16 protein-coding genes are annotated in these 15,726 nt (G+C 69.7%); 5 read left to right on the top strand and 11 right to left on the bottom strand.

Annotated features, from left to right (window positions below):
* The 6 genes from AB0L91_RS26945 to AB0L91_RS26920 all read right to left on the bottom strand — a co-directional run bounded on the left by AB0L91_RS26945 (position 1) and on the right by AB0L91_RS26920 (position 4,733).
* Entirely contained in the window at positions 1 to 879 is an 879-nt protein-coding gene (locus AB0L91_RS26945) for an SDR family oxidoreductase (protein WP_357349980.1), read from the bottom strand.
* Positions 880 to 892: 13 nt separating this feature from the next.
* Positions 893 to 1,762: a MaoC/PaaZ C-terminal domain-containing protein gene (locus AB0L91_RS26940; RefSeq protein WP_365014757.1), complete on the bottom strand. Its 870-nt coding sequence runs from the start codon at positions 1,760 to 1,762 to the stop codon at positions 893 to 895.
* The gene (locus tag AB0L91_RS26935; RefSeq protein WP_355283898.1) at positions 1,759 to 2,199 is read right to left on the bottom strand and encodes an SRPBCC family protein; all 441 of its coding nucleotides are present in this window, start codon (positions 2,197 to 2,199) and stop codon (positions 1,759 to 1,761) included. The genes AB0L91_RS26940 and AB0L91_RS26935 overlap by 4 nt, the downstream gene beginning before the upstream one ends.
* A 33-nt stretch (positions 2,200 to 2,232) precedes the next feature.
* A complete protein-coding gene (locus tag AB0L91_RS26930; RefSeq protein WP_365014755.1) occupies positions 2,233 to 3,423 on the bottom strand; it encodes a lipid-transfer protein in 1,191 nt (396 codons plus the stop codon).
* Between the two features lie 227 nt (positions 3,424 to 3,650).
* Complete coding sequence (locus AB0L91_RS26925; RefSeq protein ID WP_365014753.1) at positions 3,651 to 3,839, bottom strand: hypothetical protein; 189 nt, start codon at positions 3,837 to 3,839, stop codon at positions 3,651 to 3,653.
* Between the two features lie 99 nt (positions 3,840 to 3,938).
* Positions 3,939 to 4,733: an MHYT domain-containing protein gene (locus AB0L91_RS26920; protein ID WP_365014750.1), complete on the bottom strand. Its 795-nt coding sequence runs from the start codon at positions 4,731 to 4,733 to the stop codon at positions 3,939 to 3,941.
* A gap of 363 nt (positions 4,734 to 5,096) precedes the next feature.
* Between AB0L91_RS26920 and AB0L91_RS26915 the strand changes: the two genes are divergently transcribed.
* Positions 5,097 to 6,014 (top strand): aminoglycoside phosphotransferase family protein, encoded by a 918-nt coding sequence (locus AB0L91_RS26915; RefSeq protein WP_365014748.1) that lies wholly within the window; start codon positions 5,097 to 5,099, stop codon positions 6,012 to 6,014.
* Between the two features lie 77 nt (positions 6,015 to 6,091).
* On the opposite strand, the gene AB0L91_RS26910 is transcribed toward AB0L91_RS26915, so the two are convergent.
* Entirely contained in the window at positions 6,092 to 6,310 is a 219-nt protein-coding gene (locus AB0L91_RS26910) for a hypothetical protein (RefSeq protein WP_355283910.1), read from the bottom strand.
* A gap of 149 nt (positions 6,311 to 6,459) precedes the next feature.
* Between AB0L91_RS26910 and AB0L91_RS26905 the strand changes: the two genes are divergently transcribed.
* Both AB0L91_RS26905 and AB0L91_RS26900 read left to right on the top strand, forming a co-directional pair.
* Positions 6,460 to 7,134, top strand: a complete 675-nt coding sequence (locus AB0L91_RS26905) for a response regulator transcription factor (RefSeq protein ID WP_355283913.1) — start codon at positions 6,460 to 6,462, stop codon at positions 7,132 to 7,134.
* The gene (locus tag AB0L91_RS26900) at positions 7,122 to 8,432 is read left to right on the top strand and encodes a HAMP domain-containing sensor histidine kinase (protein ID WP_365014744.1); all 1,311 of its coding nucleotides are present in this window, start codon (positions 7,122 to 7,124) and stop codon (positions 8,430 to 8,432) included. Before AB0L91_RS26905 ends, AB0L91_RS26900 begins: the two co-directional genes overlap by 13 nt.
* Here AB0L91_RS26900 and AB0L91_RS26895 read toward each other — a convergent pair.
* The gene (locus AB0L91_RS26895) at positions 8,401 to 9,261 is read right to left on the bottom strand and encodes a haloalkane dehalogenase (RefSeq protein WP_357349993.1); all 861 of its coding nucleotides are present in this window, start codon (positions 9,259 to 9,261) and stop codon (positions 8,401 to 8,403) included. The two genes, AB0L91_RS26900 and AB0L91_RS26895, sit on opposite strands and share 32 nt — an antisense overlap.
* A 78-nt stretch (positions 9,262 to 9,339) precedes the next feature.
* On the opposite strand from AB0L91_RS26895, the gene AB0L91_RS26890 reads away from it, so the two are divergent.
* Positions 9,340 to 9,984 (top strand): dihydrofolate reductase family protein, encoded by a 645-nt coding sequence (locus AB0L91_RS26890; protein ID WP_365014741.1) that lies wholly within the window; start codon positions 9,340 to 9,342, stop codon positions 9,982 to 9,984.
* Between the two features lie 45 nt (positions 9,985 to 10,029).
* Here AB0L91_RS26890 and AB0L91_RS26885 read toward each other — a convergent pair whose 3' ends face one another.
* On the bottom strand, positions 10,030 to 10,599 hold the full coding sequence (locus tag AB0L91_RS26885) for a helix-turn-helix domain-containing protein (protein WP_365014739.1): 570 nt from the start codon (positions 10,597 to 10,599) through the stop codon (positions 10,030 to 10,032).
* 120 nt (positions 10,600 to 10,719) lie between these two features.
* Between AB0L91_RS26885 and AB0L91_RS26880 the strand changes: the two genes are divergently transcribed.
* Complete coding sequence (locus AB0L91_RS26880; RefSeq protein ID WP_365014737.1) at positions 10,720 to 13,182, top strand: FAD-dependent monooxygenase; 2,463 nt, start codon at positions 10,720 to 10,722, stop codon at positions 13,180 to 13,182.
* A 12-nt stretch (positions 13,183 to 13,194) separates the two neighbouring features.
* On the opposite strand, the gene AB0L91_RS26875 is transcribed toward AB0L91_RS26880, so the two are convergent.
* Positions 13,195 to 14,391: a glycosyltransferase gene (locus AB0L91_RS26875; protein ID WP_365014735.1), complete on the bottom strand. Its 1,197-nt coding sequence runs from the start codon at positions 14,389 to 14,391 to the stop codon at positions 13,195 to 13,197.
* A gap of 13 nt (positions 14,392 to 14,404) precedes the next feature.
* The gene (locus AB0L91_RS26870) at positions 14,405 to 15,694 is read right to left on the bottom strand and encodes a glycosyltransferase (protein WP_365014732.1); all 1,290 of its coding nucleotides are present in this window, start codon (positions 15,692 to 15,694) and stop codon (positions 14,405 to 14,407) included.
* Positions 15,695 to 15,726 lie beyond the last annotated feature (32 nt).

The following is a 15,726-nucleotide window of genomic DNA, read 5'->3' as shown; positions in this document are numbered from 1 at the left end:
CTAGCTGGTCTCCTTCAGCCGGGCGGCGACCTCGTCGATGGTCCACGGGCCGTCGGTCTCGACCGTGCGCACGTCGTGCCACCCGGCCAGTTCGACGATCGCGCCGCCCTGCACCGCGAACACCTTGCCGGTGAGCGGGCAGCCGGCCTCGGCCAGGTGCGCGACCAGCGGTGAGATATTGGCGGGGGCGAACGCGTCGAACTCCCCCTCGGGTACCTCGGCGGCGAACAGCGCCCCCATGCCCGGGGTCGCCAGCGTCAGCCGGGTGCGGGCGATCGGGGCGATCGCGTTGACCCGCACGCCGTAGCGTTCGAGCTCGTCGGCGGCCACCAGCGTCAGCGCGGCGATGCCCGCTTTCGCGGCGCCGTAGTTGCCCTGGCCCGCGTTGGGCATGAACGTGCCCGAGGCCGAGGCGGTGTTGATCACCGAGGCCGCGACCGGAGTGCCCGCCTTGGCCTGCGCCTTCCAGTACGCCGCGGCGTGGTGCAGGGTGGCGGCATGGCCCTTGAGGTGCACGGCGATGACGGCGTCCCACTGGGACTCCTCCATCCCCGCGATGAACGCGTCGCGCAGGATGCCGGCGTTGTTGACCAGCACATCGAGCGAGCCGTACTCGCTGATCGCTTGGTCGACAAGGGCTTTCGCGCCGTCCCACGTAGCGATGTTGTCGGTGTTGGCGACCGCCCGGCCCCCGGCGGCGACGATCTCGTCGACCACCTGCTGGGCCGGACCGGCGTCGCTGCCGGAACCGTCGTTGGCGCCGCCGAGATCGTTCACCACGACCTGCGCGCCCTCGCGGGCGAACAGCAGCGCGTGTTCGCGGCCGATACCGCGTCCGGCGCCGGTGACGACGGCGACGCGACCGTCAAGTTTTCCCATGAGTCTGTGTCTCCTAATTGAATTCGACGCGGCCGTCGGTGATGGCGATCTGCCCGGCGGCTTCGGTCTCGAAGGCGTAGGCGGTGACTCCCGGCGCGGACTCGGCGCGCCACAGGGTCGTGGTGATGTCCTGGCCCGGCAGCACCGGCTTGGCGAAGCGCACGGCGAGCCGGCGCAGGCGGGCGGTGTCCCCCTCGGCGAGTTCGGTCAGTGCCGCCCAGGACGTGAACGCCATGGTGCACAGGCCGTGGTTGATGATGCCGGGAAGCCCGGCCATGCGGGCGATCTCGTCGTCGAGGTGGATCGGCATGGGATCGCCGGAGGCCGGCGAGTAGCGGAAGGTCTGGTCCTGGTCGATGTGGGCGGTGACCCGCGCGACCGGCTCCCCGGCCCGATCAGCGTCGGTGATCCGATGATCGGGTGCGGGCTCCCCTTCACCGGGCCCGGCGTCGACCTTGCGGAAGAACGCGGTCATCCACTGCTCGTTGACGAGTTCGCCTGCCGCGTCTCGCGTTTCGGCGTAGACCACCACGGTCGAGCCGTTGGGCCTGCCCACGTAGCCGATCGGCTTGGCCCGCACCACCAGGTCGTCACCGGCCCGGATCGGGCGATGGAACCGGAAGTCCTGCTCGCCGTGGACCAGCTTCATCAGTAGCTCCACCGGCGCCACCGACAGGGCGGCGGGCGCCATCGAGGTGAACACCGGGACCACCGCGAACACCGGCGGCGCGATCTCACCGCCGCGGTGCGCCTCGATCGGATCATTGGTCGCCGCCGCGTATTCCGCGATCCGTTCGGCGGTGACCGTGAAGTGCTCGGGGTCGGTCCACTCCCCCAGGCCGGAGCCGTCGAAGACGACTCCGGCCGATTCCGAGGTGGTCACGCGGCCGAGCCGACGAGCTCGGTGAACTTGGCCATCGACTCCTTCAGGTCGGCCTCGGCGTGCTTGGCGACGGCCTTGCCGATCGGGCCGACGATCATCGTGCCCTTGAAGCTCGCGTCGAAGACCGCGCTCGATCCGGTGGCCGTCGGCTCCACCTTCAACGCGAATTCGACCGTGACCCCGGCCATGCCGGTGCCGGTGATCTTGAGGTACGTGTTCGGGTCGACCTCGGCCACGGTCCACTCGATCTTGTTGGCCATGTTCATCACCGACACGACCTCGATGAACCGCGCGCCCGCGGTCAGCTCGGCGGGCAGCTCGCTGCGCCAGCCCTGGTGGATGGTCAGCCAGTCCGCCCAGTTCGCCAGATCGCTCAGGCGTGCCCACGCCTGCTCGGGGGTGACGGGAAGATCGGTGGAAACGCTCACAGACGCCATGGGGTTACTCCTCGATGATTCGTGGGGGGTGGATCAGCGGACAGCCGGGCGGTAGGCGGTCACCACGACCGCGCCGCCGAGACCGATGTTGTGCTGCAGCGCGATGCGCGCGCCGTCGACCTGGCGGGCGTCGGCGGTGCCGCGCAACTGCCAGGTGAGTTCGCTGCACTGGGCCAGACCGGTCGCGCCCAGCGGGTGACCCTTCGAGATCAGGCCGCCGGACGGGTTGACGACCCAGGTGCCGCCGTAGGTGGTGGCGCCGTCGTCGACGAGGCGACCGCCCTCACCCGGCGCGCACAGGCCCAGCGCCTCGTAGGTCAGCAGTTCGTTGGTGGAGAAGCAGTCGTGCAGCTCGATGACGTCGACGTCCTCGGGACCGATCCCGGCCTGCTCGTACACCTTCAGCGCCGCGGTCCGCGACATGTCGGAGCCGACCAGGTTGATCGCGGTCGGATCGGTGAAGGTGGACTGGAGATCGGTGACCATGGCCTGCCCGACCATCTCCACCGCGCGATCGGCCAGCCCGTGGCGATCGACGAAGGCCTCGTTGGCGAGGATCACCGCGCCGGAGCCGTCGGAGGTCGGCGAGCACTGCAGCTTGGTGAGCGGGCCGTAGATCTGCTTGGCCGCGAGCACTTCGTCGAGGCTGTATTCCTTCTGGAACTGCGCGTACGGGTTGTTCACCGAATGCTTGTGGTTCTTCACGCCGATCTTGGCGAACTGCTCGGCGGTGGTGCCGTAGCGCTCCATGTGCTCCTTGCCCGCGGCGCCGAACATGTACGGCGCGGGTGGCATCGCGAACTCCTGCAGCTCGGCCAGCGCCAGCAGATGCCGCATCATCGGCTGCTCGCGGTCGTCGAAAGTCGAACCGAGCGAGCCCTTCTGCATCTTCTCGAAGCCGAGGGCGAGCGTGCATTCGGCCAGCCCGCCGCGAATCGCCTGCGCCGCCAGGTACAGCGCGGTCGACCCGGTCGAACAGTTGTTGTTGACGTTCACCACCGGGATGCCGGTGAGCCCGAACTCGTAGACCGCGCGCTGACCCGAGGTGGACTCGCCGTAGACATAGCCGACATAGGCCTGCTCGACCAGCCGGTACTCGATCCCGGCGTCGGCGAGCGCCTTCGTGCCCGCCTCCCTGGCCATGTCGGGGTAGTCCCACTCCAGTTCGCCCGGCTTCTCGAACTTCGTCATGCCGACGCCGACGACGAACACCTTCTGTGTCATGTACGCACTCCTGTGTGCCGCGCGTCCCCAGTATGTGGGACACGGTGTCCCTGCAATTTAGGTTGGACATCGCGTCCAGGTCAATACCTCGAACGGAACCAGATCTGGGCACAGCAGAACGGCAGGCCTGCCGGAAACGGCGATGACCTGCGCGGATTTAGTGAGTCAGAAGTCCCGGATAGATGAGCACGGGACGGCAAGTCCCCGAGAGAGGGACCAGGAATGAACTAGTCGACCAGCGGGTCGACGGGGATGCCTTCGACGGCGCGCAGCCGCTCGGCGAATCCGATCAGAATCTCGTGCGACTCGACCGAGAGGCCGTCGACCAAGGCGATGAAGCGATCGAAGCAGGGATCGGAGAACGGTCTGCGCCGGCCGACGACGACCCGAGCACCGATCGGAACACTCGACGACATCCGCACTCCCTGGGCGCAGCAGCGAACCTCACCCGACCGCCTGCTGCCCCGGCGATCGAGCCGAAGGAAAACTAACATAGCTGAGCGTTTGCGGATACCTCAGCGGCGAGATCGCGGTGTCGTATTCCACCGCATCTTCGGCAGCGCGTCCTCGTTCTCGATCTCGGACAGGCTCACGCTGATCAGCACGAGCATGGTCACCATGCTGATGATCCCGATCAGCGGCCCGAGCAACTGCATCGCCTGCACGCCCGGCGGCGGCGCCAAGGTGTGATGCCCCTCGTGCGCGCGCATCGCGGCCATGCCGGTGTAGTGCATCCCGCAGACCGCGACACCCATGATCATCGCCGCGCCGACCGTCGCCAGGAATCCCTTGACGCGCAGGGTGAACCACAGCGCCACGATCGAGGCGACCACCGCGATCACCATCGACGCCGCGACCAGCCACGGATCGTAGGAGATGACCGCATGGGACTTCATCGCGTACATGCCGGCGTAGTGCATGGCGCCGACCCCGAGCCCGGCGATCGTGCCGCCGCCGATCAGCGACGCGAGCGTCGGTTGCGGTTTGTTCACCATGAACAGCCCGACCCCGACGACGATCATCGCCGTCACCGCGCTGAACAGCGTGAGCGGAACGTCGTAGCGGATCTCCGAGCCCGCGATGGAGAAGCCGAGCATGGCGATGAAATGCATGACCCAGATACCGGTTCCACCGATGGCGACCGCGGCGCTGATCAACCAGCCGGCGCGCCCCCTGCCCGCATTGCGTCCACGGGCCGCGCACTGCAGGCCGAGCAGGCAGCCGAGAAAGGACATGAAGTAGGCGAGAACGGGGGTGATCCAGCCATAGGAGAAGTGATAGATGTCGAGCACGCCGTGAAACCCTCGCATCGGTGCCACAGCCCTGCTGCGGCACAACGAAATCCGACCTGCGGTGAGAGTACTGGACTTCCGGCAAATTTCCAGCACTTGGACGTACGTCCAGATAGTTGCTTTCGTCACACCCGGCTTTTATCAGCGAATATGTGACGACATGCATCCTTGCTTCGGCTAACTACTGCCGGGATTTCGCCCCCGATTCGCCAGCAATCCATCGCATGGAAACCTTCTGGCATTCGATCAGCAATTCACTGTAACAACCTGCCTGATTGAGCATGTGTCCCCATATTCAGCTGGTGCGGAACATGTTTCACGCCACCGTGCGATAGATTGCCGAGAATCGAATCGACACGTTCATCGGAGGACCGTGGCACAGTGCCCAGCGGCAAGCGGCACCGCCGGATGATCGCGGTGCCCGCGGCGTTCGCCGGCAAGTATGTCGACGCCCCGGGACGCGCCTGGCTCGCGGCTCTGCCGGGCGTGGTCGACGACCTGCTCGAGCTGTGGTCGTGCGTCCCCGATGGGCCGGCGATGCACGGCGAGGTCGGCATCGTGGTGCCGGTCCGGCCGCGCGCGCTGCCGCCTGCGGTCATCAAGATCTCGTACCCGCGTCCCGACATCCGCCACGAACCCGATGCTTTCACCGTGTGGAACGGCCGCGGCGCCGTCCACCTCCACGAGCGCGACGACGACCGGTGCGCGATGCTGCTCGAGCGCGCGGGCGCCACCCTCGCCACCGTGACCGACCCCGAGAAGGCCATCGCGATCCAGGGCGCGCTCACCCGACGACTGGCTGTCGAAGCTCCCGCCGGACTCCCCCGGCTCACCGATCAGGCCAGGGACTGGGCGCGCTCGATCCGGGCCACCGCGGCGGAGCTGGGTGACCCGCTGCCCGGCCGAGTCGTCGACGCGGCGCTGGCCACGCTCCGCGACCTCGGGCCCGACCAGCCGAACCTGCTGGTCCACGGGGACCTGCACGATGCCAATGTGCTGGCGTCCGAGCGGGAACCATGGCTGGCGATCGATCCCAAGTGCGCGGTCGGCGATCCCGCCCGCGACGCGCTCGATGTCATCCGGAGTCCCCGATTCGACCGCGAACTCCGGGCAGCGAACCCGAAGGCGAGGATTCTGCGCCTGCTCGATATCTACAGTGAGGCGGCCGAGCTCGACCCGGTGCGGGTGCGCCGCTGGACGCAGGCGGGCGCGGTGCGGGAGGCGCTGTGGGGGCGGGTCGACGGCGATCCCGGGTGGCTGGTGTTCGCGACCGATCAACTCGCCGAAGCGCTCACCTGAGCGTCTCCGCGGACAGGTCGGCCCTCGATGTCTCGGGGAGTCGACATCGAGGGCCGCCGCGCGCGGGCTGACCGGGGTCAGTAGGTGTACAGGTCCCAGCCGCCGATGACCTCGACACACTCCCACTGCGCACCACCGGTGCTCGGCGAGTTGCCGTCGGCGGCGCAGGCTTCGTAGGTGGCGTAGGTGCCGACGTAGCCGCTCAGCATCGGAGCGGGGGCGGCCGAGGCCAGGCCGGCGCCCGCGACGGAGGCGGCGGCGATCGCGGTGGCGGCGATCACGGACTTGATGCTCATGGGTGTTCCTTTCGTACCGGCCCGGTCGTTTCCGGGCCGGGATCAGAGAACCAAAGCGCGCGTGAGGATTTCATGAGGCGCGGTGATGAGCTTTTCGTGATGCCGCGATGACGCCGGGCCTGCCGGGGGTTGCCTTACGCTCGCTTCTCGTGCGTGTGCTGGTGGTGGAGGACGACGAGGGACTGGGCCGGGAGATCGCGACGGGGCTGCGGGCCGCCGGATTCGCGGTCGATCTCGTGCATCTGCTCGTCGACGCCGATGTGAACATCTCGGTGAACAGCTACGACGTGCTCGTCGTCGACCGTGGCATGCCCGACGGCGACGGCCTGCAGTTGCTCGGCGCGCTGCGCTCGCGCGGCTGCCGGATCCCGGCGCTGGTCCTCACCGCGCGCGACGGATTGTCCGACCGGATCGCCGGTTTCGAGCACGGCGCCGACGACTATCTCAGCAAGCCCTTCGCGCTCGCCGAACTGGCCGCACGGGTGCGGGCGCTGTGCCGCCGCCGCGACCACCCGCTCCCGGCGCTGCTGCGGCTGGGCGATATCGAGATCGACCTGCCGCGTCGCCGGGTACAGCGGGCGGGCATCCTGCGTTCGCTGACGCCCAAGGAGTTCGCGGTGCTGGAACTGCTGGCGACCCGGGCAGGCACGGTGGTGTCGCGCTCGGAGCTGATCGAGGCGTGCTGGGACGAGATGGCCGAACCGAATTCGAATGTGGTCGACGCGGTGATGGCCGGATTGCGCCGCAAACTCGGACCACCGCAGGTGATCGACACCGTCCGCGGCGCGGGCTTCGTCCTCGGTGGCGTCGCGTGCGTGTCCTGATCTCCACCTCCGACGCTCGTCCCGCGGTGGCTCGGCTGCACCGCACCCGGGTACAGCTCACGGTCCTGATCACCGCGATCACGACGCTGTGCATGATCGTGCTCGGCCTGGTGGCCGCGGTGATCGACGCGCGTTCCCGGGACCAGGCCCTCGACGGCGCCCTCGACCGGGTGCTGACCGGGCTCGCGCCGCGGGTGTATCTGAACGACGACGATTCGGTCGACACCTCCGACCTACCCAGCGATCAGCTCGTCGGCGGCGAGATCGCCATCCTGGTGCTGACCGCGGACGGTACCGGCGGGTGGACCGTCCACTACGGCCATCTGCGCTCGCACATGCCCGCCGAGTCGGGGATCGCGGCCACCGCCGACGCCGCGACGCGTGCGGCGGGCGACACCGTGTACCGGGACTCGATCGACAGCGCGGGCCGCCGGGTGCGCTTGGCGACGGCGGTGTTCGGCTGGGAGGAGTCCGATCGGGAAGTCGTGCTGATCACCGGCGCGGACCCGGACGGCTGGGACCGGGGACGCGCGCTGCTGTGGTGGGCGCTGATCGTCGGCGGCACGGTGATGGTGGCGGCGTCGGCGGTGGGCGGGCATCTGCTGTCGGGGCGCAGCATGCGCCAGGCGCTGGTGCTGCTCGACGATCAGGAGCGTTTCCTCTCCGACGCCGCGCACGAACTGCGCACCCCGCTCGCCACCCATCGCCTGGCGACCGCGCCGGGCAGGCGCACGCAGGCCGAGGCCGAACAGGTGCTGGCCGATGTACACGCGCTCGGCGCGAAGATGGAACGGGTGGTGACCGGGCTGCTCGCCCGGGCGCGCATGCAGTCCGGGGTCACCACGATGGAGCGGGTGCAGCTGCTGCTCGACCAGCTGACCGAGTCGGTGGTCGACGAATTCGACAACCCCCGCCTCGTCCTCCAGCCGAATCCGACCGTGGTGATGGGTGATCCGCACCTGCTCGCGCTGGCGATCCGCAACCTGGTGGAGAACGCGCTCACCCACGGCGCGGTCAATCCGCGGGCGCCGGTGGAGATCTACGTCGGTGAGGGCCGGGTCTGCGTCCGCGACCACGGCACGGGTCTGGCGCCGCGGCTGTCGTCGAACCCGTTCGACCGTGGTGTCACCGCGGGGCGCGGCAGCGGTATCGGTCTGGCGCTGGTGGCGTGGATCGCCGAATTGCACGGTGGTACCGCCACGATCGAGCCGGTGGCGGGCGGCGGGACGATCGCGACGCTGCTGCTGCCGCCACCCACCGCCGTGCCTACGGGAACCGCTTCGCGATCGCGGCCGTGATCGTCTCCGGATCGTGTTCCTGGATGAAGTGCCCGGCGCCCGCGAGCTCGATCACCTCGAGGTCGCTGAAGGTGGCCCGGATGCGCGGCAGATACGCCTTCGGACGAAAAGCCATGTCCCGCATTCCCCACACCGCCAGGGTCGGCTTGTCGCCGAGCAGTTCCGGCACCTCCCGGCCCAGCCGCTCCAGGAGGGGCCGCGCGGCGCGAATCTCCTTGGGTGTCGCGGCCAGACCGCACCGGGCCTGCGCGGTGGGCTGTACCGCGCGATAGTGCTCGGCCTCGAGGGGCGTGAGGACGCGCCCCAGTTCGGCGAGCAGGACGCGTTCGACGAGGAAGTTCTGTTCCAGGATCCGGCGTTGCATCGGACGGCTGTTCATGATCACGCTGAACGCCCGGTTGACCAGCGCCTCGGTCGGCCAGAACAGGGTGTTGCCCAGCACGATCCCGCGCACCCGGTCCGCGCGGGTGACGGCCGCGCCCAGGCCGATCGGGCCGCCCCAGTCGTGGCCCATCACCACGAAGCCGTCGAGCTGGAGGTGATCGATCAGCTCACCGAGGACCGCGGTGTGCTCGGCGACGGTGTAGCCGTATCCCGCCGGGCGCTCCGACAATCCGAAACCCGGGTTGTCGACGGCGATGCAGCGGTACCGATCGCGCAGGCCGACCACGAGGTGGCGGTACAGGAAACTCCACGCCGGCGCCCCGTGACAGAACAGGATCACCGGACCGGACCCCTCGTCGAGGTAGTGCACCCGCCCGGCGGACGAGTCGAACCACCGCGACTCGAACGGGTACAGCGACTTGTCGGGAACGAAATCGATGAGCACGGACAGCCTCCCCCTCGGACACCAGATCGTCTGAGTGGCAACCTACGTGGTGTCGGTCCCCGGCGCTAGATTCCTCCGATGACACAGTTCGTTCGCGTTCAGAACTTCTCGATCTCCCGCGACGGCTACGGGGCCGGCGAAGGGCAGAGCCTCGAGCACCCGTTCGGCCACGCCGACCCCGCGGACTTCATGTCCTGGGCCGGTGCCACCGCGCACTGGGTCAACCGGACCGACCCCGGTGGCACCTACGGTCTCGACGACTACATCACCCGTGACTTCGCGAACAATATCGGCGCGGAGATCATGGGGCGCAACAAGTTCGGCCCGCAGCGTGGCCCGTGGGAGAACTACGACTGGCAGGGCTGGTGGGGCGCCGAACCGCCGTTCCACACCCCGGTCTTCGTCCTCACCCACCACGCGCGGCCATCGTTCACTTTGTCCGACACCACGTTCCACTTCGTCGACGCGTCACCGGAGGACGCCCTCGCGCAGGCCAAGGTGGCTGCCGACGGCAAGGACGTCCGGATCGGCGGTGGTGTCGCGACCGTCCGGTCATTCCTCGCGGCCGACCTGATCGACATGATGCACGTGGTCGTCGCCCCGGTGGAACTCGGTCGCGGTGAACGATTCTGGAACGGCCCCGACGACTACGCCGACCGTTTCCACCACGAGCAGGTGCCGAGTCCGAGCGGCGTGGTGCACCACTTCTTCTGGCGACGCTGAACACACTGAGACGAATTCAGCTACCAATATCAGTGGGCCGCGCGGCTACGCGCCACCCGCGACGACGGCTCTCGTCGCGGTGTCCGCGATCTGTTCGTCGGTGAGCGCGCTGTGCTCGATCAGCGCGTGGGAGAGCACGATGCGCACCACGACCTCGGCCGCCGCCGCGGGCGGCAGCGCTAGATCGTCACCCGCCCTGGCCGCGATGAGCGGCGCGGCCAGGGCGGCGACCGTCTCGACCAGATTGAGTTCGGCGTCGCCGTGCTGGACGGCGACGCCGAGCAGCCAGCCGGGCTCGTTGGTCCGGATATAGCCGAACGCCGGATGCTTTCGCAGGTAGGCCAGCGCGAACAGGGTGGCCGAACGCACGACCTCGGGCAGTGGCGCGAAGAGATCGATCGCGCCGTAGGCGGCCCCGACCATCGCCGCGATCTCACCGCGCCCGACCGCCGCCACGAGCCCGTCCTTGTCGCCGAACTCGCGGTAGGCGGTCGCGCGCGAGACCCCCGCCCGCTCGGCGACCGCGAGCAGGGTCAGCGAATCGAGGCCGCTCTCGGCGATCAGCGCGAGGGCCGCCGCCCGCAGCGCGTCCGATGATCGGGTCGTCGAAGCCATGTCTCTTTCTACACCGACGGTTGCCAGGTCTCGACCACTGAGACTAATCTCCCTATTCGTATCAGTTCGAGCGGCGTAGACGTCGGCGTGGACTGACCTGACAACGGAGTCGGAGGACAGATGAACCCCAGGGCAGGCCTCGAACGGGGACGGCGCGGCCATGCCGTGGTGTTGGGCGCGAGCATGGCGGGGCTCCTGACCGCCCGGGTGCTGAGCGAGACGTTCGACACCGTCACCGTGGTCGAGCGCGACGATCTCTCGACGCCGGGCGACCGGCGGGGTGTCCCGCAGGGCAGGCACGTGCACGCGCTGCTCGCCCGGGGCAAGCAGAATGTCGAGGCGCTCTTCCCCGGCATCACCGCGGAGCTGCTCGCCGACGGCGCGGTGGACTGTCGGTCCCTGACCGAGATGCGGATGACCATCTCCGGGCACACCCTGCACCGGTCCGACGGCGGATACTCCCTCCTGCAGGCCAGTCGGCCGTTTCTGGAGTGGCGGGTGCGGCAGCGCGTCCGCGCGCTCGCCAACGTCCGGATCCTCGACCGCACGAATGCCCATGCCCTGACCACCGACACGGCGAACAGGAGGGTCACCGGAGTCGATGTCGAAGACGACAGCGGCCGCCGCGACCTCTCCGCCGACCTGGTGGTCAGCTGCCTCGGCCGCCACGGCCCGATCACCGACTGGCTCGCCGAGCTCGGCTACGACCGCCCCGCCGAGGAGGGCCTGCGGATCGACATGATGTACGCCAGCCGCTACCTGCGCCTGCCCGGCGGCAGCGTCGGCGACAAGGAGATCGTCATCGCGGGCCGGGATCCCGCCCGGGGCTTGGCTCTGTTCGCGATCGAGGACGGCCTGCACATCCTCACCCTCATCGGCTACGGCGGAGACCATCCGCCGACCGATTCCGACGGGTTCTGGCGCTTCGCCGCCTCGGTCGCGCCGCCGGACGTGCGCCGGGCGCTGGTGGACGCGGAACCACTCGGCGAGATCAGCACCTACCGCTACCTGGCCAATCAGCGCCGGCGCTACGAGCGTCTGCGCCGGTTCCCGGACGGTCTGCTGGTGCTGGGTGACGCGGTGTGCAGCTTCAGCCCCGCGTTCGGCCAGGGCATGACGGTGTCCTCGCTCCAGGCGCTGGCACTGCGCGCGGTGCTCGCCGCGGGCGACCACGAGCTGGCGTCCCGTTTCTTCCGCGCCGCGGCCGGCGCCGTCGACGACGCGTGGACGATCACCCGGCTGTTCGACCTGGCCATGCCGCACGTGGACGCGCAGGGCGAGCCGCGGCTGCGGGCGATCGGCTCACTGACCCAGGTCGCCGTCGCCCTCGGTGCCCGCGACGCGACACTGGGACAACAGATCTCCCGCGTCGCGGGTCTCCTGGACAGCCCGGCGACCGTCCTGTCACCGCGTGTTCTCGCCGGTGCGGCCCGCGCCGCCGTCGCCCTGGGTACCGACCGGCTCCGGTCCATCCGCTCGGCAAGCGGATCACCGTCGCGGCCGAGTGCCTTCGATCCGCTGCCGACCGGCCCAGCGCCCGGATTCCATCTGCTGACGGTCGCGACCGTGCACCGGGATACGCCGGACAGCACCCTGATCGAATTCGCGGTGCCCGACCTGCTCGCGGACCGGTACTCCTATCTGGCCGGACAGCACGTCGTGATCCGTGGTGTCCATCGGGGCCGACCGATCCGCCGTAGCTATTCGCTGTGCGACGCGACGGGCGACGGGCGTCTCCGGATCGCTGTCAAACACCAGGACGGCGGCGCCTTCTCGGACTTCGCTCGTGACCAGCTGACCGCGGGCACGCTGCTGCATGTCTCCGAGCCGACCGGAACCTTCACCGCCACACCGTGTTCCGGCCGGGCCGAGCACTACGCGGCGGTCGCGGCGGGCAGCGGCATCACGCCGATCGTCTCGATCATCGCGACCGTCCTGGCCGAGGAGCCCGCCAGCACGGTCACCCTGCACTACGGCAGCCGTGACCAGGGCAGCACCATGCTGGCCGACCCGCTGACCGCCTTGAGCGCCCGCTTCCCCGATCGGCTGCGCGTCGTCCACCACCTATCGCGTCAGCACCCACCGACCGGTACCGGGAATGTCCACTATCGGCACGGTCGCCTCGCCGCCGCGGATCTCGATGCCGTCGACGCCGACCACTGGTTCGTCTGCGGGCCAACGGAACTCACCCGCTCGATCGTGACCGCGCTGTCCACCCGGGGGATCGACGCCGATCGGGTGCACCTCGAGCTGTTCGCGACCTCCGCGCCGGAACCCGCCGTGGCCCAGCCGGACACGCCGCCGTGCGAGGTAACGCTCACCGGCTACGGAGACGATCTGGTGTTCACGATGCCGCGGGGCCGCCCGATCCTCGGCGACGCCGTTCGACATCGCGACGACCTCCCCTATTCCTGTCTGGGCGGCTCCTGCGGCACCTGCCTGGCCTCGGTGCGGTCGGGCAGCGTCGTGATGGACCCCGATCCCCTGCTGGCGATCAGCGCCGCCGACCTGGCGGCGGGCAAGGTGCTGGCCTGCCGGGCCTACGCCGACGACGACGCGGTCACCCTCCGGTTCGGTCACTGACGCCGGGCCCGGTCACCCGGCGGCATCCCGGTAGACCGACAGCAGGCGGTCGAGATGACGGGATTGGCGTGGCTCGTCCCCGGACGCGGCCAGGACCTCCCGCATCGCGCCCAGGCGCGCGCGGTCCCCGGCGAGAGCCGCGAGGACATCGGCGAACGCGCGCACGGTCGGATCACCCGTGCGGACACCGCCGCCCTCGGGCACGGTTTCGGACAGTTCGGGGTCGCAGAACACGATCGGCAGTCCCGTCGCGACCGCTTCCAGCAGCACCATGCCCTGGGTGTCGCAGTCGGAGGTGAGCAGCAGGACATCGTGCGCGCGCATGGCGGCCAGGATGTCGGCCTGCGTGACCGCACCGTGCAGGCGCACCCGCTCTCCCGCCGCACCGGCCGCCGCGCCGACCTGGTCGGCCAGGGGGCCGCTGCCGTAGACATCGAGCGTGCAGTGCTCGGTCCGGCGGACGGCCTCGATCGCCTCGAGCGGGCGCTTCTCCGCCGAGAACCGGCCGCACCACAGCACCCGCAGCGGTGCCCCGGTAGCGGGTGCCGCGCGCTCGGCCCGCCGGACGCGATCGAGCAGCGCGTCGTCGATGCCGTTGGACACCACGTGGATCGGGCGGTCGACACCGCGAGCGGCCAGTCGGCGCGCGAAGTGCTCGGTCGGCACCACCACCCGGTCGGCCGATTGCGCCTGGGCGAGCAGCGGCCGCCAGGCGAGCCGCGCGGTCCGGCCGTCGCCGTCGTGGCGTTGTTCGCCCCGCAGCGGCACGAACCAGCCGTGCAGCATCCGCATGGTCAGGGCCGCGAAATACGGTGACGGCGAGTACTTCTCGATCATCGTGTCGTCGCGGCTCTGCATGCTCTGGACGACCGGGACGCCATGGCGGCGGGCGGCGCGCACGCCGGCGATGCCGACGCCGTAGGTGGTCAGCGTGTGCACGACATCGACCGGCCCGCGCTCGGCGAACGCCGCGTCGAGCAGACGCCGGTTGGCCCGGGTCGGCAGGACAACGGGCAAGCCGTTGTTCATCGACAGCGGCACCGTGCGGAGCGGGATCGTGCCGTCGCTGTCCCCGGAACCCGGTGCAGGCGCGGTGAAGACGCTCACCCGGTGACCGCGGCCGCGGAGTCCGTCGCACAGGGCGCGCTGGGCGGTCTGGACACCGCCGAGGGTGTCCGGGTGGAAGTCGGTGAACAGCGCGATGTGCACGCGGCCGCCCGGCTCAGGCCGTCGCCGCGACGACGAGGCGTTCCACCGCGTCCGCGGCCGCGCCGACCCCGTTCTCGGCCGCGACCGCGCGCCCGAGTTCCGCCGCCCGGTCGCGGGCCCCGGGGGTCAAGGTGCGGGCCAGGGCGTCGTGCAGCCGATCGGCGGTGAGCGCGGGATACGGGAAGTCCGCGCCGATGCCGAGGTCGGCGATGCGCCAGCCGTAGAAGAACTGGTCGCTGTGCACGCCGATGACCACCGCGGGCAGACCGGCGCGCAGCACATCGTGGGTGTTGCCGCTGCCGCCGTGGTGGACGACCGCGCGGCAACGCGGCAGCACCCGGTCGTAGTCGAAGGAGTCCAGCACGAACAGGTTCCGGTCGTAGCCGATGCCGCGCGGGTACCCCTCGCCCTTCACCGTCACCAGGGCCCGGACGCCGAGGCGGCGGCACACGTCGGCGATCAGATCGCAGCTGCCGACGGGGTCGAGGATCGGCATGCCGGTCAGGCAGAAATAGACCGGTGGCTCGCCCTCGTCGAGCCACCCGGTCAGGGTCGGATCCACCTCGGCTTCGCCCCAGGCGCCGCGCAGCCGGCGCGGCAGGATCGGCGCGCCGACGACGGTCGACCGCTCGGGCCAGTCGGCGGGCTTGGGCAGCAGGACCGGACTGACCATGTGCACGAGCGGAATCCCGTCCTCCCGGATCCGGCGGAACGGATTGCGCGGCGCGCCGGGCAGTTCCATGAGTTCCCTGACCCGGCGGTCCACCCGCCGATACGCCACCCCGTAGGCGAACTCGAACCCCGCGTAGCTGGCCAGCCGCAGCCACCGCGCCGCGACCATCTTCTTGACCATGAACGAGGACGGGAACTCCCGCGTCCGCTCCAGCGGATAGGGCAGGCAGCCGACGACCCGCTGGCCCGTCTTCTCGCCGCGTTCCATCGCCCACGGCAGCGTGGACGCGCACGAGACGATCACGTCGGCCCCCTCGCACGCTTCGGTGAGCACCTGGTGCATCCGCTCGCCGCGTTCACCGGTCATGATCTTGACGGTATCGAGCATGATCCGCACGAACGGCAGGGTCTTGCCCGAGGACAGCGCCCGTTTGGCCGCGGGCGACTCCAGCAGTTCGGCCGAATTGAACGGGATGACGTGCGGTTCGAAGCCCGACCGCCGCACCACCTCGGCGTAGTTCTCGGTGGCGGTGATCGTCACCGCGTGGCCGCGGGCGGCGAATTCGTCGGCCAGGGCGAGATAGGGCTGGTGATCGCCCCGGGTTCCGGCGGTCAGCAAGGCGATTCGCATACTCTCGACTTCCGTTCGTGATCTGTTGTTAC

The organism is Nocardia sp. NPDC051833, from assembly GCF_040681225.1.
Classification (GTDB): Bacteria; Actinomycetota; Actinomycetes; order Mycobacteriales; family Mycobacteriaceae; genus Nocardia.
Note: the sequence above shows the minus strand (reverse complement) of the source record. Positions and strands in the feature narration are given on the sequence as shown.